Origin of the sequence: Trueperella sp. LYQ143 (assembly GCF_046599595.1) — a bacterium.
GTDB lineage: Bacteria > Actinomycetota > Actinomycetes > Actinomycetales > Actinomycetaceae > Trueperella.
This window is the reverse complement of the sequence record NZ_JBKIWR010000003.1, coordinates 46,434-62,709: the sequence shown is the minus strand read 5'-3', so window position 1 is coordinate 62,709 and position 16,276 is coordinate 46,434. Positions and strand designations below refer to the sequence as shown.

The following is a 16,276-nucleotide window of genomic DNA, read 5'->3' as shown; positions in this document are numbered from 1 at the left end:
TCACCTCACAAAAACCGATAAACGTCATCTATCGTCAGACCACGAGCAATCATCATGACCTGTAGGTGATATAACAACTGCGAAATCTCCTCAGCAAGTGCCTCATCAGATTCATACTCGCCAGCAAGCCACACTTCACCCGCTTCTTCGATGATCTTTTTCCCAATATGGTGCACCCCGCGATCAAGTTCCGCGACAGTCAAAGAACCATCTGGGCGTTTATGTGCTTTATCCTGCAGTTCGGCAAATAAATCGTCAAAGGTTTTCATGCCTTGAGGATACCTAAACCTGACGAATTACTTGCCACCTGCCCACTGGTCAAGAACTGCCGTCGTATATGCTGGCAAATCTGGAACGCGGTCAATGACCTTTGACTGCTTCAAGAACTGTGCCATCGCCTCCCAGGTTGCGGTATTTTGTGAACCAAATACCGACGATCCGGTGTACAGCGCTAACGTGGCATCTAGCACCTGACCTGCCCGTGCTCGCTGCGCAGGGTCACGTAACGAGGGCACATAATGCGCCACAATATCCAAGGCCTCATCGCGATGTTCTGAAGCGTATTCACACGCCTTTTGTAAAGCGTGGAGAATTTTGGCAAAAGCTACTGGATTGATCGCATCACGAGGCGAACCTAACCCCACCCCAACTAGCGGCAAATCGCCAGCGACCAACGGAATCTCACGAATATCCATCCCGGAATCTCGCATGACAACCGCGTCATTATTTGTAAAACCAATAATTGCGTCCACCTGACCGCTAGCTAAAGCTGCCGCCTGAGTGTAGCCAATATATTGCACATCGACATTCGCTAACGAATATGACTGCATCATGGCCAGCAAACCATAATAGTTTTCCCCATACGGACCAGGCAGCCCGACCGAATGACCGGCAAGATCTGCTGGCGAATGGATCGGAGAATCCTGGCGAGTAATGAGCACAACCGGATAGCGCTGATACATCGTCGCCCAGTTAACGACGTCAATTCCCGTGGAAGCTGCCTGCAGCATTTCATCGCCGCCCGCAAAAACAATATCTTCTTCACCGTTACTCATCGCACCAAATAGCGCTTCTTGAGCGCCGTGATGACGCAACGTAATATCAAGACCTTCATCGGCAAAAAACCCTTTGTCATGGGCGATATACATCGGCGCGAATTGTACGTCGGGAATATAGGTTAACCCAATGGTGAAGGCACCCTCGGATGATCCCGATGCAGAATGTGCCTCAGAAGTATTCTGCTCGCCGGCTTGATGAGCTGTTGCGGAGCAGCCCACTAAAAGTGTGCATACGCTGAGGAGAGCCGCAATCTTTTTCATGATGACCTTTCTGTAACTATTGAGATTGTCCAGTTCTCCACTGCCAAAATCACGACGTAGATAGCTACAGCAATGAGAGCCAAAATAGCAATCACGGCAAACATGCCAGTCAGATCATTGAGATGATGTGCAGACGATAGCGCGATACCTAAACCATTGCGCCCACCAATCACCATTTCACCAACAACAGCGCCGGTAATTGAGAGCGTGAATCCATTACGCAGCCCAGCGATGATGAAAGGCGCAGCAAGCGGAAGCTCTATTGATGACAATAGACGCAGCCCTCCTGCCCCATCGAGGCGAGCAGCGCAGATAACATCTGGGTCGATCCCGCGGATACCCGTCGTCGTCGTAATGACAATGGGGAAAATGACCATGAGCGTACACAGTGCGACAATTGGAGCTTTTCCGTATCCCATCCACACCACCAGAAGAGGTGCGAGAGCCACTGCAGGTATTGCCTGCGAGGCTGCAAGGTACGGGTGAATCGCTGCGGAAAACAACCGAGCATGTGCCATAGCACATCCGAGCGGTACGCCAATGCACCCGGCCACTATGCATCCAAGGAAAGCTTCGCTGAGCGTTTGGTAACTTGCTTCTCGCAAATATCCGTCAGTAAAACCGAGGATAATTCGTTGGCAGACCTCACACGGATCAGGAAGCACGAATGGAGCAATCATACCCGTTGATGTGGTCAGCACCCACGCTGCCAATACGAAAACACCGACAAGGCCTGGGGCCAGCCAGCGGGTATGTGATCTCATCGTCCTCTCCCGGATACACGCACCGGGGCACAGGACATGCGGGCAGCAAGAACTGCCCACCTTGCTCCTCCCATCCGGACTTTTACCGTCGGTCGAGGAATTTCACCTCGTCAACCAGCTACGCTGGGTCGCGGACTATCACCGCCGGTTCAGACTTACACTGACCCCGGAGCACATTGCGTACCTCACCAGTGTAGCGCATACAGGTAACGAGGCCGAAGTCAGTCATTCCCATAGCACTGCACGTATTGTGTCTCTTTTTATCTGGGCGAATAACCTGTACCTACACCCACGCACGGCAATGAGGCGGATCGCACTTTAATTGCCATGCTTCATCTCAGCTAGGGATAAGAACTAATGCACGCTAAGGACTAATGCGCATGGCCGGTAGCTAAAGCACGCAGCGCCGCCACTTCAGCATAAGCATCCGCTGCTCGATACACTGCCGAACCAGCAACAAAGGTATCCGCCCCGGCTGCTGCAGCAATCTCAATAGTCTGGCGTGAAATCCCACCATCAACTTGAATCCACACATCCAGCCCCGAGGAATTTACTGCTTCTCGAGTGCGCGCCACCTTCGGCATCATTGACGATAAAAATGACTGACCGCCAAAACCAGGCTCAACCGTCATAATGAGGATCATGTCGAATTCATGGAGAATATCGACGTATGGTTCAATGGCCGTTGCCGGCTTCAATGCCAGCCCAGCGCGTACCCCCATCGCCCGCAACTCACGCGCCAGGCGAATGGGAGCAGCTGCCGCCTCTGCATGAAAGGTCACTGATTTAGCGCCCGCTTCGGCAAATGCCGGCGCCCAATGATCGGGATTATTAATCATCAGATGTGCGTCAATGGGAATCTCACTAACCCGAACAATGGATTCGACGATCGGTACTCCCATTGTCATATTGGGCACAAAGTGGTTATCCATAACGTCAACGTGCGCCCAATCGGCATTGCGGATCTTATGCAGCTCATCTGCCAAATGAGCGAAATCGCAGTTGAGGATCGAAGGATTAATTCTCATGACGTTAATGTACCTTCTTCGTGACTAATGCGAGGAACATTGCATCGCTACCGTGGAGATCTGGCCATAGCTGAAGGTACGGCGTACTGCCCACAATAGGACGCAAGGCCTGTTTTTGTGCATAGGATCGAGCATCGACAAGGGCAGCATCCGGACGGGCAGCTAAGAACGTCTCCATCACATCCAAGGTTTCTTTCCCGTATGGAGAGCACGTGCAATATCCCAAGAGGCCACCTGGCGCCAGAGCCTGCCATCCTGACTCTAGTAAAGCTAATTGGGTTCGCGTCAGATCTAAAGCGTCACCGGCTTCTTTACGCCAGCGCGATTCTGGGCGACGGCGCAAAGCACCAATGCCGGTACACGGGGCATCAATGAGAACTCGATCAAAGAATTCCGGCTGCTCTTGCCCAATATCTGCGCCATCGCCACACCGTAACACCACCGAATCTGACCACGGCGCAACCGCCTTTTCTACCAGCCGCAACCGATGCTCATGAATCTCGTTGGCATAGATTTTCACCTGCGGATTACTGGCCGCTAAGGTTGCCGCCTTTCCACCTGGCCCGGCACACATATCTAGCCATCGGTTATCGGGACGGGAAGGATGGATTGGCGCGCTACTGAAGGTTCGGGCAACAAGCTGTGAGCCTTCATCTTGCACACCAGCCAGGTGATCTTGCACTGCGAAGATCCGCCCTGGATCTCCTCCTTCTAAAATCACCGCGCTATCAACGAGTTCTCCTAAATGCCAGTGCATACGCCCGCGCTCAATATCGCGCCCGAGATCTTCTCGGGAGATGCCCCGTGCAACAAGGGCGACGTCTGTCGGGGTGTTATGTGCCCGCAATACAGAAATGAGATCGCGCGTTGAACGCCCATGTGCCGCTAGCGCACTAGCTAACGCACGAATAATCCATTGCGGATGAGAAAACCACTCCGATAGGAAAGCAACCGAGTTAACTTTCCCGCCCGCATCGGCGACGAGTTGCTCCTGCCATTGCTGTATGTTGCGTTCGCTGACCCGACGCAACACTGCGTTAATAAAACCAGAGGCCCCTGATCCAACCACTGCCCGAGCAAGGTTCACGCTCTCGTTAATGGCGGCATGCGGCGGCGTGCGCAGTTCTAAAAGTTGATGCGCTCCCATTCGCAGTAGCACTCGTACCGGAATATCAATATCAGAGCGATCCATACAATGTCGGAGAATTGCGTCCCACCGACCAGATAACCGCAATGTGCCATAACATAAATTCGTGGCGAAGCTGGCGTCTTGCCGATTCATTCGGGCTGCGGAAAGCGCCTTAGGCAGAGCAATATTGGCATAAGCTCCTGCCATCTCCACATCACATAGCACCTCAAAGGCGATACGCCGAGCACGATCTGCCGGTTTACGGCCCGGACGCCAGTTCAGGGGGCGCTCACTCACCAGTATTCTCCTCTGCTTCGTCAAAGATCAGGTGGTCACTGCGAAGCCCGCGCCACCACTGTGTCGCTGCCATAACTGACTTCCCCGCCGGAGCAACATCCCCTAAACGCAAAGCGGTCGTCGCAGTCCCTACCAGGATATTTCCATCGCGTTCGACGACATGCCCCGGTGCAATGCCTGCCTCGGTAGTTAAGCTCACCGGCCCAATCTTCACTCGCCGATTGTTCAGCATCGTCCACGCGCCAGGAGCTGACGTCCATCCCCTAATGCGTGCTTCGATATGTGCCGCGTCAGCTTGCCAAGAAATACGAGTATCAGCACTTGTTATTCGTGGCGCATAGCTGATCTCCCCAGTCTGTGCGCGCAGGTGCGCCCGCTGCCCCTCAATATCTCCTAGTACGTCGCTTAACTGTATAGCTCCACTGATTGCCAGTTCTGCCAACAAGGTATCTGCGCTATGGTGTGCCTCAATGGCAGTGCGCCGGCAATCGTATATCGGGCCGGTATCTAAACCTTCTTCTATCTGAAAAACACACGTTCCACTTTCGCTATCCCCCGCTGCAATGGAGTGCTGTACCGGCGCTGCCCCACGCCAACGCGGCAATAACGAAAAATGCAGATTGATCCACCCGTGCGTAGGAATGTGCAATAGCTCTGCCGGAATCATTAATCCGTAGGCCACCACAGCGACGGCTTGCGGAGCATAGTCAATAATCGCCTGGCGGATCTCAGGATCACGTAAGGATCGCGGAGTTAACACTGGCAATCCCAGCTCCTCGGCACAGATATGCACCGCCGAAGGCGTAATAATCCGTTTACGCCCTACCGGAGCAGGCGCACGAGTGAGAACGGCAAGAACCTCGTGCTCCGCGTGGAGACGCTGTAAAGAAGGAACGGCAGTTTGTGGCGTTCCAGCAAATAAAATACGCACGATTTCTATTCTACGGCTAATAGTTTGCCGGTGAGAACTAGGTGAATAATGGCAGAGCGTCTCACAGTTGCGGATCTACCCGCACGCGCACCCCCGGTGCCCGCCGCTTAACTGAGGCTTCCCGCAGCGCCTGATAAATAAGTGCTGTCTTTTCTTCTCGTTCGTTATCCTGATAGCGCAGATATACGCGGATCTCCTCGCCCTCGTGCTGTGGGCCTAATACGCTCATACCAGGAATAAGGTCTGTTGCACCTACTGGCAGTATCGCTGCAAGTGGCTCCTCGGTTTCCACCTCATATCCAGCGTATTGAGCTGCTCGTCTGAGTAATCCTAAGAGTTCACGGACGCTTTGCTCACTTCCAGTTACTTCTACCCAGCACGTCGTCGGCGGTAATGCTAAAAGCTGACGTTCAGCGAGCTGCGCTTTCGCCCATCCAGCCATATTCCACGTGCGCCCTACATCAATCAGGTTCGCGGGAACATGACCGACGATAAGTAACTTACCGCCAACAGCCATTGGGCGAATATGGGTTGCTGTTAATGCCATCGTGCGAACAAACTGCTCATCAGCCGTTAACCGCTGCGATAGCAGCAAATAGCCAGCGTCTAATACGATCCCTGCCGCATAGCCGCCGCGGATATTCGGAATCAGCCCTGGCGTTGCAATAACAATACGAGAGGTATCGTCTAGCGAATGTTCTGGCCCAACACCGGCGACGTGTAGTGGCACATTGCGAAATGCGCGACCAATCTCCTGAGCAGTGCGATGTGACCCGTATCGAGTTGCTCGCACCCGCCGCGATCCACAATTCTGACACCGAAAACGCGTTTCGCGATAGCCACATCGCTGGCATATCGGCGGCGAATCCGGCTGCGGAATAGACATTAGCTCTCTACAATGCGGGCATGTGACCGCTGCTCGGCAATTTTCACAGGCCAGACGCAGGATGTATCCGGCGCGCGGCACCAGGAATAGCACCGGCCCATCAGCCAACGCATTGCGCGTCAACGTAAAGACAGCCGAGGGCATCCGAGACATCTCAACACCTTCGCTGAGCACGTCCTGCGCCGAATAGATCTGCGCCACGGCGCTGCGTATCTCCTGCGGGGTAATCAACTGCATCCGCCCCTGCTCAACCTCGTAGCTCAAGGCTAAGGATGGTCCGTAGTTTAACGCCAGTATTCCAACATTTTCGATCCTGGCACGGGTCAGGGCAATATCCCGTGCATGCACATACGGGCTACGCGGTTCACGATATGCCGCATGTTGGTCATCCAGTATCGCAATCAATCCAAGGTTCTGCACCGGAGCCCACGCCGCCGAACGAGTTCCGACAACGATTTGATGACGCCCTGTGAGCACTGAAAGAAACATCTGATAGCGTCGGGCGTGATCCATCTCAGATACCACTACAGCCACGGGTTCTCCGCATTGCCGCTCTATATCACGAGCTAACTGCCAGGCAGCATTCGGCGTCGGTACCAGAATCAACACCGATTTTTCTTGCTGACGCAATGCGCTGATAACTGGCATGAGCATGCGGGCATAAGGATCGCGAGCTCGTAGCTGACACAGGGTGCGCAAGATCGTACCGCCACACAATTGGGCATAGTATTCTGCCCCGCCGTGGTAAGAATTCCAGCTATCTCCAGCAAGCGTGGAAACCGGATCCACCTGCCGCTGCGGCAGCGCAAAAAACTCGCGTTCTGCCCGAGCATGCCGTTGCGGTATCGCTAACCGCAGCGCATCAGCTACCGGCGCTGCGGCACGAGCGGCAATATGTTGACATAGCTCCAAGATTGGTTTGGTGAGCACGGGAACTGTGGAAACAATCCGCCGTATCGGACGCAAATGAGCAGCCGTCGTCGTTTCACAGCGCCGAACAATGAATCCATCGACGCGCTGTGCGCCAATCTCAACAACAACTCGTGCACCAACCGGCACTTCTGCCATTTTTGCGGGAATCTCATAGTCGAACAGCCGATCCATGTGCGGCTGGGGCATATCGAGCAAGACTTGGGCAACCGGACGCGCGAAATCAGCATCAATCTCTCGAGCGACTGGTTCCAGCGCCAGAAGCTCCTCCTGATATTCATACTGCGGGATGCTGAATAGATCGTCACCCGGTTGTCCGTTCATGACCTCTATTGTGCCATGTGACTATACCGCCGAGCGCAACGCTTCCACTCGATCCGTGCGTTCCCACGTGAATTCTGGGAGATCTCGACCGAAATGGCCATAAGAGGATGTGGCCGCATAGATCGGCCGGAGCAAGTCAAGATCACGAATAATTGCTGCCGGTCGCAAATCGAATACCGTCTTGACGGCATTCACCAGGGCATCCATCTCAACATGATGAGTACCGAAGGTTTCTAACCGGATGGAAACCGGATGCGCTCGACCAATCGCGTAAGCAACTTGTACTTCGCAGCGGTCAGCTAAGCCTGCAGCAACGACGTTTTTTGCCACCCAGCGCGCAGCATAGGCAGCGGAGCGATCCACCTTTGATGGATCTTTCCCGGAAAATGCGCCGCCGCCATGACGCGCCATCCCCCCGTAGGTATCGACAATAATTTTACGACCAGTGACCCCCGCATCTCCTTGCGGGCCACCGACAACGAACCGCCCGGAAGGATTGACAAAAATCTCCATCTGCGAGCTGTCAACTGGGCAATGCTCGGCAATAACTGGCAAAATAACGTGCTCTCGAATCGCATTTTCTAGCCACTCGTGGGAAACGTCAGCGTCATGCTGAGTTGAAACCACAACCGTATCTAAGCGCACAGGACGATTTTCGTCATAGGACACCGTCACCTGTGTCTTGCCGTCAGGGCGTAGCCCCGGAACAATTCCCCGCTTGCGCACATCAGTAAGCCGCTGAGCAAGGCGATGCGACAAATGAATCGGTAGCGGCATATAGCTCGGCGTCTCATTGCTCGCGTATCCGAACATCATGCCCTGATCTCCGGCACCCTGTTCGTCAAGTACATCGGCACATAGGGCGCTGCGTTTTTCGAGTGAAGACGTGACGGATTGGGAAATATCCGGCGATTGCTGACCGATCGAGATTGTCACACCGCACGAATCCGCATCGAAGCCAATATCCGATGAGGTGTAGCCAATATCGCGTAATGTTGCCCGAATTAATTCTGGTATCTCCACGTATGCGCTGGTCGTCACCTCACCGACGACGAGAACGAGCCCAGTTGTCACCGTGGTTTCCAAGGCAACGCGCGCATGGGGATCACGTTCGAGCAGCGCGTCGAGAATAACATCTGAGATACGATCGCATACTTTGTCGGGATGGCCTTCAGTAACAGATTCCGACGTGAAAGGTTGAAGCGTCATGAATTCTTCCTATAGCTGATGATGTCTGTAATGATTGCAGCAGCGATTTCAGATTTTGATCCGCTGAGTTCTGTGCGAGGTTCACCGTGACGATCAACGATCACGACGCGGGTATCTCCCTCCCCAAAACCGAGGTTCTCTCCCACCTGATTAATAACGAGTAAATCCGCGCCTTTCGCTTGCGCTTTTCGTCTGCCATACTCTCGGAAATCAGTATGTTCATCGCCGGTTTCTGCAGCGAAGCCCACCAGAGTTTGCTGTGGGCGGCGATGGGCGACAAGATCTTTGAGAATATCGGGGTTTGGCACAAGATCCAGACTGATCGACCCACCGCGTTTTATTTTCGTAGCTGATCGCGAAGCCACCCGATAGTCACTGACGGCTGCACACATAATAACCACATCTGCGCTCGAACTTTGCTGGCGCATAACCTGATGTAGATCGTCGGCTGATGAAACAGATTCGACCGCTATCCGTGGGTCAATATCCCGACGAACACGGGAATCTATGTGTGCTGCAACAAGTCGGACTTGCGCTCCGGCACGCACCGCCGCATTTGCTAGCTCCACCCCCATGCGCCCGCTTGATCGGTTCCCAATGAACCGCACTGGATCAATTGCTTCATGGGTTCCACCAGCAGAAATAATGAATGACAGACCTGTAGCGGCAGTTTGCGAAGCAGTAAGTGGGCGTGAGCTCCCAGCCGCTGGTGTAGCACAATCCCCTGGCTGAGATATGTGAGGCGGTGTTGCTGCTATTACTTGATCTGCCTTAGCTAATTCCAGATCGAGAATGTGCAGGGCCTGTGCAACAATATCGCTTGGTTCACTCATCCGCCCAATACCACTATCGGCTCCAGTAAGGCGCCCCGTCTCCGGACCAATAATATGCACTCCGCGCGCGACTAGCGTAGCAATATTGGCCTGCGTCGCCGGATGTAACCACATTTCAGTATGCATAGCGGGGGCGATAGCAATACGCGGGGCAATCAGTGCAGTTGCGGTAAGCAGATTATCGGCCAGACCGCATGCCAGTTTAGCGATAGTGTGCGCAGTTGCCGGAGCTATGAGCAACATATCGGCATTCTGACCTGTGCGAACATGTGCTACCTCGTCAGCAGCCTCATGGGTATGCACATACACCGGATGACCACTGATCGCTTCAAAGGTCGTCTTTCCAACGAACTCTAGCGCGTTAGGGGTGGGAACGACCTGGACTTCACACCCAGCCGCGCGCAAAGCGCGCACCACAGCTACGGTTTTATAAGCAGCAATTCCACCGCACACCCCAACTACAATGCGCATAGGCGTGCGATCTTGCTTCGGCGAGTCTGGATTCATACTACTTGCCGATGTAGAAAATGAGCCTCCCACCTGGGAGGCTCCGGCGCGTATCGAATTAATCGTCAAGGCTCAGCGACAGCTTATCTTCCGCGACTTCCTTGAGCGCCACCGACAGAGGTTTATCTTCCGCCGCAGCCGGAACAAGCGGACCGATGTTCGTGATATTGCCATCGCCGGACTTCATCTCCTGACGATAGGCATTAATCTGGCGAGCACGTGCTGCACCGAACACAGCGAGGGTGTACTTCGAATCGACTTTCTCAAGGAGGTTATCGATTGCCGGTGAAGTGATTCCCTCTGGATTTGGCGTCGTACCGAACATAACTGCCTTCCATAAATGATTGATTCAGCGCTCTATTCTACCCGTTATCGGCCATAATGTTGAGTAGCTCCTCGGTGGCCTGTGCCACTGTTGTATTGATGACGATATGGTCAAATTCGCCCTCAGCAGCCAATTCCACGCGAGCAGTTTCCAAACGGCGGACCTGCTCCTGCGCATCTTCTGTTCCGCGGGTACGCAACCGGCGCTCCAGTTCTTCCCAAGATGGCGGAGCGATGAAAATCTGCGTCGCTTCCGGCATAGATTCACGTACTTGCCGAGCACCAGCAAGATCCAGCTCTAAGATCACCAGTTTGCCAGCATTGAGTGCATCCACAACTGGCTGGCGCGGAGTTCCGTAACGATGTACGCCGTGGACGACCGCCCACTCCAACATTTGCCCCGATTCCACCAGTTCTTCAAAACGCTGTGCAGTAACGAAATAGTAGTTCACGCCATCGACTTCCCCTGGGCGCGGGGCGCGCGTCGTCGCAGAAATCGAATACCACACATCGTCAATCTGATCGAGAAGCTGCGCAATGACAGTTCCTTTACCGACGGCCGTTGGGCCGGTAATCACAAAAGCTCGGGTCATATCTTTATATTGTCTTTCTCGGCCACTCTTTGCAAAAAAAACAATAGCGGCACCCGTACCAGATGCCGCTATTGGGGAAATGATCTCTTAGCCAAAGAGTTCGACCAGACGCTGCGTCTGATGCTTACCTAGGCCCGCGACGCGACGCGAATCGGAAATCTTCGCCGTTTTCATGATCGTCTCGCACTTGGCAGGACCAATCCCCGGCATAGATTGCAATAAGGATGAAACCTTGAGCTTGCCGATAACTGGATCGTCTTGCGCCAGTTTAAGGACGTCAGAGAGCTTTGTCTTGCCTGACTTGAGATCTTCCTTAATCGCTGCGCGCTTCTTGCGTGCCACAGCAGCCTTTTCGAGTGCAGCTACGCGCTCCTCAGGCGTCAGTGTTGGTAGTGCCATGATGTCTCCTCACGGTGTTAGCGATAGTGCAAATATAGCGCCGCAACCGTGAGAATTCCGCTCATTTTCGCCGTTTGTAAGGGCGCAATTTAGCTTTTATCGTTTGCGCTGGTCAGCGCTTTACGATAAGCGGCAACTTCGCGACACACGGGCAAAATATGACCGTTGAATATGTCACGTTTTGCTATTAACCACACTCCCAACACTAACACTTGGGCGTTATGACCGATTGTTCCACTGCGCTAATGCGCGAGCCGCACTGCGCAAATCATCAGCGCGTGGACCGGCTGCCAGAATTGACCGCGACGCCGAAGCCAAGGTCGGAACGTCAGCGAACAACTCCTGCAGCTCCCGCTCTCCAGCACCTTGTGCCCCCACTCCTGGAGCCAAATAGATCCCATTAAAGGAGGCGAGCTCAATGCCGGCGCGTTGTGCCCCATCCCCGATTGTTGCCCCAACAACCAAACCAACCGAGCCTGGAGTACAGGCTGCCGCTTCATTGGCCTGGCACACATAATCGAAGACCCGCCGAGCAACCGCAGGCTGCCCAACATGCTGAATCTCATCGGCTTCTTTATTCGAGGTCAGCCCCAGAACAAAGACCCCCCGATCATGCTGATAAGCGTAACGAATGGTCGCTTCCAGCGAGCTATACCCTAAATATGGACTGACGGTTATCGCATCGGCACGCAACGGCGCAGACGGTGATAGATAGGCATCCGCATAGCCTGCCATCGTCGATCCAATATCCCCACGTTTGACATCTAGCACAGCGAGAGAATCATAGCTGCGAATAGCATCCAGGACCTCCTCCAGTACAGCTATCCCACGCGATCCAAAACGTTCAAAGAACGCCGACTGCGGCTTGAAAGCAGCCACATATCCCGCTAGCGCCTCAACCACTCGCAAGGAAAATTCCCGCACGGAGGCAACATCGTCATTCAACTCCCAATCACGCAACAGTGAGGCATGCGGATCAATTCCCGCACATACTCCCCCAAAGCGCTTGATAGCTTCATATTGCCGTTCGCCATAGGTCATGATTGCACCCCGCTAGCCGGCACATTCACCCGACGGTGATACTCCTGAAGCGTGGCAATATCGAAGCTGCGCGCCCGCAAATCTTTGACAGCCTGAACCGCCGCGCCAAACTCTGACACAGTCGTCATCACCGGCAGATCCGCCGCAGTTGCCGCCGCCCGAATCGCATACCCATCAGCCCGAGCATCTTGCGAATTTGGCGTATTAACCACCATATCGATCGCCCCAGAGCGAATCAGATCCACAACATTGCTATCTGCTGATGCGGGCGTTTCAGATAGCTTTGCCACCACAACCGCATCAATTCCATACCGTTCAAGTACCGCCGCCGTTCCCGACGTGGCATAGATCGTAAATCCCATATCTGCCATAACGACAACAGGGAAAATGATCGCCCCTTTATCCGCATCACAGACCGAGACAAACACCGAACCAGAAGTAGGCAAATGGCCATAGGCTCCCGCCTGCGCCTTGGCAAAAGCAGCAGGGAACGTCACGTCAATCCCCATGACTTCACCCGTCGAACGCATCTCTGGCCCGAGTACGGTATCCACCACCAAACCTTCGCGCGTGGTAAAACGCTTGAAAGGCAAGCATGCCTCCTTAACCGTCATTGGCTGACCAGGATCCATCACCTGCGCATCGCGCTCCGGCAAGAATCCGCGCGCTTTAAGCTGCGCAATCGTCTCACCCATCATGATGTAGGTGGCAGCCGGCGCTAAGGCCGTCCCCGTCGCTTTCGAAACAAAAGGAACCGTCCGAGAAGCCCGCGGATTCGCTTCGATCACATATAACACACCAGATTGAATCGCGAACTGGATATTGACTAATCCGCACACGCCAACCCCACGAGCAATCGCCAACGTTGCCCGCGCGATCTCATCAATCATCTTCTGCGACAAGGTGATCGGGGGCAATACACAGGAGGAATCTCCCGAGTGGATACCCGCTTCCTCGATATGCTGCATTACGCCACCGAGGAATAACTCCTGACCGTCATACAACGCATCGACATCAATCTCGATAGCGTCATCTAAGAAACGATCAATCAACAACGGGGCTGCCTGACGTGAAGCATCCGTCTTATCTGATTCTCGTCGTGCCAAATACTCCAAGAGTTGATCGCGCGAATAAATAATCTGCATTCCGCGCCCGCCCAGCACATACGAAGGTCGAACCAGCACCGGATAGCCAATCGAATCAGCAACCTCCAAGGCCTGATTATCGCTCACTGCAGTACCGTATTGTGGGGCAATCAGACCCGCATCATCTAGCACCTGACCGAATAACGCTCGATCCTCCGCCGCATCGATTGCCTGCGGAGAGGTACCAATAATCGGCAATCCGGCCCGTTGTAGATCCCGCGCCAAAGAAAGCGGCGTTTGCCCCCCAAGCTGGATAATCACCCCAGTAATAGGGCCAGCCTGCGATTCGGCATGATAGATCTCTAATACGTCCTCCAAGGTCAAGGGTTCAAAATAGAGCCGATCTGAAACGTCGTAATCTGTGGAAACCGTCTCTGGATTACAATTGACGATAATCGTCTCGACATCTCCCCGTTCTTTCAATGCTAAAGTGGCTTGAACACAGGAGTAATCAAATTCCAACCCTTGCCCGATCCTGTTCGGGCCCGATCCGAGGATCATCACTGCAGGCTTTTCGCGAGCAGCGACTTCCGTTTCCTCCTCATAGGTCGAATACATATACGGGGTACTCGCCGGATGAACGCCAGCGCAGGTATCAACCATCTTGTAGACCGGATGCAAATCATAGGCCCAACGGATCTCCCGCACCGCCTCTTCACTCATTGCCCGAATTTGCGCAATCTGCTGATCTGAGAAACCATGACGTTTCGCCAATTCGAGCAGGTCTCGGGTCAAGGCAGTAGCCGAACGTAACTGCTCTGCCACCTCATTCAGCAACGCAATTTGATCCAAGAACAACGTATCAATCTGAGTGAGATCAAAGATCTCTGTAACGCTCATTCCCGCACGCAAAGCCTGTTGAATATCAATCACGCGAGTATCCGTCGGGCGAATAATGCGCTCGCGTAAGATCTGGAGATCCTCCAACGGACCCCAGTGGAAGGTTGCCCCCTTCTTATCAATAGAGCGCATTGCTTTTTGCAAAGCCTCTGTGAAATTGCGTCCCAAAGCCATTGCTTCCCCGACGGATTTCATCGTTGTCGTAAGGGTGTCATCAGCATCGGGGAACTTTTCAAAGGCGAAGCGCGGAACCTTCACGACGACGTAATCCACAGCCGGATCACCCTCCGACAGCGGGCGCCCCGTCATATCATTCATCAATTCGTCAAGGGTGTACCCCACAGCTAACTTCGTCGTGATCTTAGCAATCGGGACGCCAGTGGCTTTTGAGGCTAAAGCCGACGAGCGCGACACGCGCGGGTTCATCTCAATAACCACCATACGGCCCGTGTGCTGCTCAATCGCGATCTGAATATTACATCCACCCGCGTCCAAGCCAACCTCACGGATAATGGCTATACCCAGATCTCGAACCTTCGTGAATTCCTCGTCCGTCAAAGTCAAAGCCGGGGCCATCGTGATGGAATCACCCGTATGGACTCCAACCGGATCAAAATTTTCAATCGAACATACTAAGACTGTGACGTCATTCTTATCGCGAATAACCTCAAGCTCGATCTCTTTCCATCCTAAAATTGACTCTTCGAGCAGCACCTCTGCCGTCAAGGAATAGTGCAAACCACCCGAGACAATCCGATCCAAATCCTCTTGGTTGTAGGCCAAACCAGAGCCCAAACCACCCATAGTAAAGGACGGACGTACCACCAACGGATACCCTAATTCCTCGGCAGCGGCATGACATTCTTCCAGGGTATGGGCGATAACAGAACGGGCAGATTCCCCACCACACCGTTCCACCACCTCTTTGAACTCTTCGCGGTTTTCTCCCTTACGAATTGTCGCTGGGCTAGCCCCCAAGACTTCCACCCCATAGCGCTCCAACACCCCGGAGTTAAACAAATCCGTTGCGGTGTTCAAAGCGGTCTGCCCACCTAACGTAGCCAGTAACGCATCCGGACGTTCCCGAGCAATAATCTGTTCAACAACCTCGGCAGTAATCGGCTCAATATAGGTCGCATCGGCCATATTCGGATCGGTCATGATGGTTGCCGGATTGGAATTCACTAAAATGACGCGGTATCCCTCGTCTTTAAGAACTCGGCATGCTTGCGTGCCAGAATAATCAAATTCGCACGCCTGCCCGATCACAATCGGGCCAGAACCAATGACAAGAATAGATGTAATATCACTACGACGTGGCATTTACTGCTCCTCAGTTAACGCGTGGGCAGGGCGAAGTTTGGCGCGTAGCTCATCGCCAGAAATAATGGTGGCGCTCATCTGGCGCCCATTGATATGACGAACCATGGCGCGAGTATCAACATCTCGCACCCCCAGAACACCAGCCTGTGCTAATGCCTGTGACAGCTCGCCGTAGGTGGTGCTATTCGTTGCTCTGGGCACGGGATCACGGGCAATCACCCCCGCAACACATATTGGTTCCCCCGCTCGGGCTGAAAAAGCAACCGAGGTATTGCCGATATGCGGTGTTGTGAACAGGAGGATCTTGCCCGTGTTTTCCGGATCGCACATCAGCTCATGAAATCCGGTCGCTGCGGTCGTGACAACTACCTGGCCACAGATCTCTCCAGTAGCTGCCCAACTATGGGCATTAAATACTCGTCCATCATCAAAGACAATGACTGCTTCTTCCACC

At 53.7% G+C, this 16,276-nt stretch carries 15 protein-coding genes and 1 riboswitch; all 15 genes read right to left on the bottom strand.

Annotated features, from left to right (window positions below):
• Positions 1-5: 5 nt before the first annotated feature.
• A complete protein-coding gene (locus ACLHIL_RS02245; protein WP_411296321.1) occupies positions 6-269 on the bottom strand; it encodes a phosphoribosyl-ATP diphosphatase in 264 nt (87 codons plus the stop codon).
• A gap of 27 nt (positions 270-296) precedes the next feature.
• Positions 297-1,319: an ABC transporter substrate-binding protein gene (locus tag ACLHIL_RS02240; RefSeq protein WP_411296320.1), complete on the bottom strand. Its 1,023-nt coding sequence runs from the start codon at positions 1,317-1,319 to the stop codon at positions 297-299.
• A complete protein-coding gene (locus ACLHIL_RS02235) occupies positions 1,316-2,083 on the bottom strand; it encodes an ABC transporter permease (protein WP_411296319.1) in 768 nt (255 codons plus the stop codon). Before ACLHIL_RS02235 ends, ACLHIL_RS02240 begins: the two co-directional genes overlap by 4 nt.
• Before the next feature lie 58 nt (positions 2,084-2,141).
• Positions 2,142-2,261: riboswitch (FMN riboswitch) on the bottom strand.
• A gap of 193 nt (positions 2,262-2,454) precedes the next feature.
• Complete coding sequence (gene rpe, locus ACLHIL_RS02230; protein ID WP_411296318.1) at positions 2,455-3,111, bottom strand: ribulose-phosphate 3-epimerase; 657 nt, start codon at positions 3,109-3,111, stop codon at positions 2,455-2,457.
• Between the two features lie 4 nt (positions 3,112-3,115).
• The gene (locus ACLHIL_RS02225; RefSeq protein ID WP_411296317.1) at positions 3,116-4,537 is read right to left on the bottom strand and encodes a transcription antitermination factor NusB; all 1,422 of its coding nucleotides are present in this window, start codon (positions 4,535-4,537) and stop codon (positions 3,116-3,118) included.
• Complete coding sequence (gene fmt, locus ACLHIL_RS02220) at positions 4,530-5,468, bottom strand: methionyl-tRNA formyltransferase (RefSeq protein ID WP_411296316.1); 939 nt, start codon at positions 5,466-5,468, stop codon at positions 4,530-4,532. Before fmt ends, ACLHIL_RS02225 begins: the two co-directional genes overlap by 8 nt.
• Positions 5,469-5,529: 61 nt before the next feature.
• The gene (locus ACLHIL_RS02215; protein ID WP_411296315.1) at positions 5,530-7,608 is read right to left on the bottom strand and encodes a hypothetical protein; all 2,079 of its coding nucleotides are present in this window, start codon (positions 7,606-7,608) and stop codon (positions 5,530-5,532) included.
• A gap of 21 nt (positions 7,609-7,629) precedes the next feature.
• Positions 7,630-8,817, bottom strand: coding sequence for a methionine adenosyltransferase (gene metK / locus ACLHIL_RS02210; RefSeq protein WP_411296314.1), 1,188 nt, complete (start codon positions 8,815-8,817; stop codon positions 7,630-7,632).
• Positions 8,814-10,121: a bifunctional phosphopantothenoylcysteine decarboxylase/phosphopantothenate synthase gene (locus ACLHIL_RS02205; RefSeq protein WP_411296313.1), complete on the bottom strand. Its 1,308-nt coding sequence runs from the start codon at positions 10,119-10,121 to the stop codon at positions 8,814-8,816. The genes metK and ACLHIL_RS02205 overlap by 4 nt, the downstream gene beginning before the upstream one ends.
• 94 nt (positions 10,122-10,215) lie before the next feature.
• A complete protein-coding gene (gene rpoZ / locus ACLHIL_RS02200) occupies positions 10,216-10,482 on the bottom strand; it encodes a DNA-directed RNA polymerase subunit omega (protein ID WP_411296312.1) in 267 nt (88 codons plus the stop codon).
• Positions 10,483-10,519: 37 nt separating this feature from the next.
• Complete coding sequence (gene gmk / locus ACLHIL_RS02195; RefSeq protein WP_411296311.1) at positions 10,520-11,074, bottom strand: guanylate kinase; 555 nt, start codon at positions 11,072-11,074, stop codon at positions 10,520-10,522.
• 87 nt (positions 11,075-11,161) lie between these two features.
• On the bottom strand, positions 11,162-11,473 hold the full coding sequence (gene mihF, locus ACLHIL_RS02190) for an integration host factor, actinobacterial type (protein WP_411296310.1): 312 nt from the start codon (positions 11,471-11,473) through the stop codon (positions 11,162-11,164).
• Between the two features lie 219 nt (positions 11,474-11,692).
• Positions 11,693-12,514, bottom strand: a complete 822-nt coding sequence (gene pyrF, locus ACLHIL_RS02185) for an orotidine-5'-phosphate decarboxylase (protein ID WP_411296309.1) — start codon at positions 12,512-12,514, stop codon at positions 11,693-11,695.
• Positions 12,511-15,822 (bottom strand): carbamoyl-phosphate synthase large subunit, encoded by a 3,312-nt coding sequence (gene carB, locus ACLHIL_RS02180; protein ID WP_411296308.1) that lies wholly within the window; start codon positions 15,820-15,822, stop codon positions 12,511-12,513. The genes pyrF and carB overlap by 4 nt, the downstream gene beginning before the upstream one ends.
• Positions 15,823-16,275, bottom strand: a complete 453-nt coding sequence (locus tag ACLHIL_RS02175) for a carbamoyl-phosphate synthase domain-containing protein (protein ID WP_411296307.1) — start codon at positions 16,273-16,275, stop codon at positions 15,823-15,825.
• Position 16,276: the final 1 nt, after the last annotated feature.

Coding starts and splice junctions, on each gene's coding strand:
- ACLHIL_RS02245 (WP_411296321.1), bottom strand. CDS start 269: ATGAAAACCTTTGACGATTTATTTGCCGAACTGCAGGATAAAGCACAT.
- ACLHIL_RS02240 (WP_411296320.1), bottom strand. CDS start 1,319: ATGAAAAAGATTGCGGCTCTCCTCAGCGTATGCACACTTTTAGTGGGC.
- ACLHIL_RS02235 (WP_411296319.1), bottom strand. CDS start 2,083: ATGAGATCACATACCCGCTGGCTGGCCCCAGGCCTTGTCGGTGTTTTC.
- rpe (WP_411296318.1), bottom strand. CDS start 3,111: ATGAGAATTAATCCTTCGATCCTCAACTGCGATTTCGCTCATTTGGCA.
- ACLHIL_RS02215 (WP_411296315.1), bottom strand. CDS start 7,608: ATGAACGGACAACCGGGTGACGATCTATTCAGCATCCCGCAGTATGAA.
- metK (WP_411296314.1), bottom strand. CDS start 8,817: ATGACGCTTCAACCTTTCACGTCGGAATCTGTTACTGAAGGCCATCCC.
- ACLHIL_RS02205 (WP_411296313.1), bottom strand. CDS start 10,121: ATGCGCATTGTAGTTGGGGTGTGCGGTGGAATTGCTGCTTATAAAACC.
- rpoZ (WP_411296312.1), bottom strand. CDS start 10,482: ATGTTCGGTACGACGCCAAATCCAGAGGGAATCACTTCACCGGCAATC.
- gmk (WP_411296311.1), bottom strand. CDS start 11,074: ATGACCCGAGCTTTTGTGATTACCGGCCCAACGGCCGTCGGTAAAGGA.
- mihF (WP_411296310.1), bottom strand. CDS start 11,473: ATGGCACTACCAACACTGACGCCTGAGGAGCGCGTAGCTGCACTCGAA.
- pyrF (WP_411296309.1), bottom strand. CDS start 12,514: ATGACCTATGGCGAACGGCAATATGAAGCTATCAAGCGCTTTGGGGGA.
- carB (WP_411296308.1), bottom strand. CDS start 15,822: ATGCCACGTCGTAGTGATATTACATCTATTCTTGTCATTGGTTCTGGC.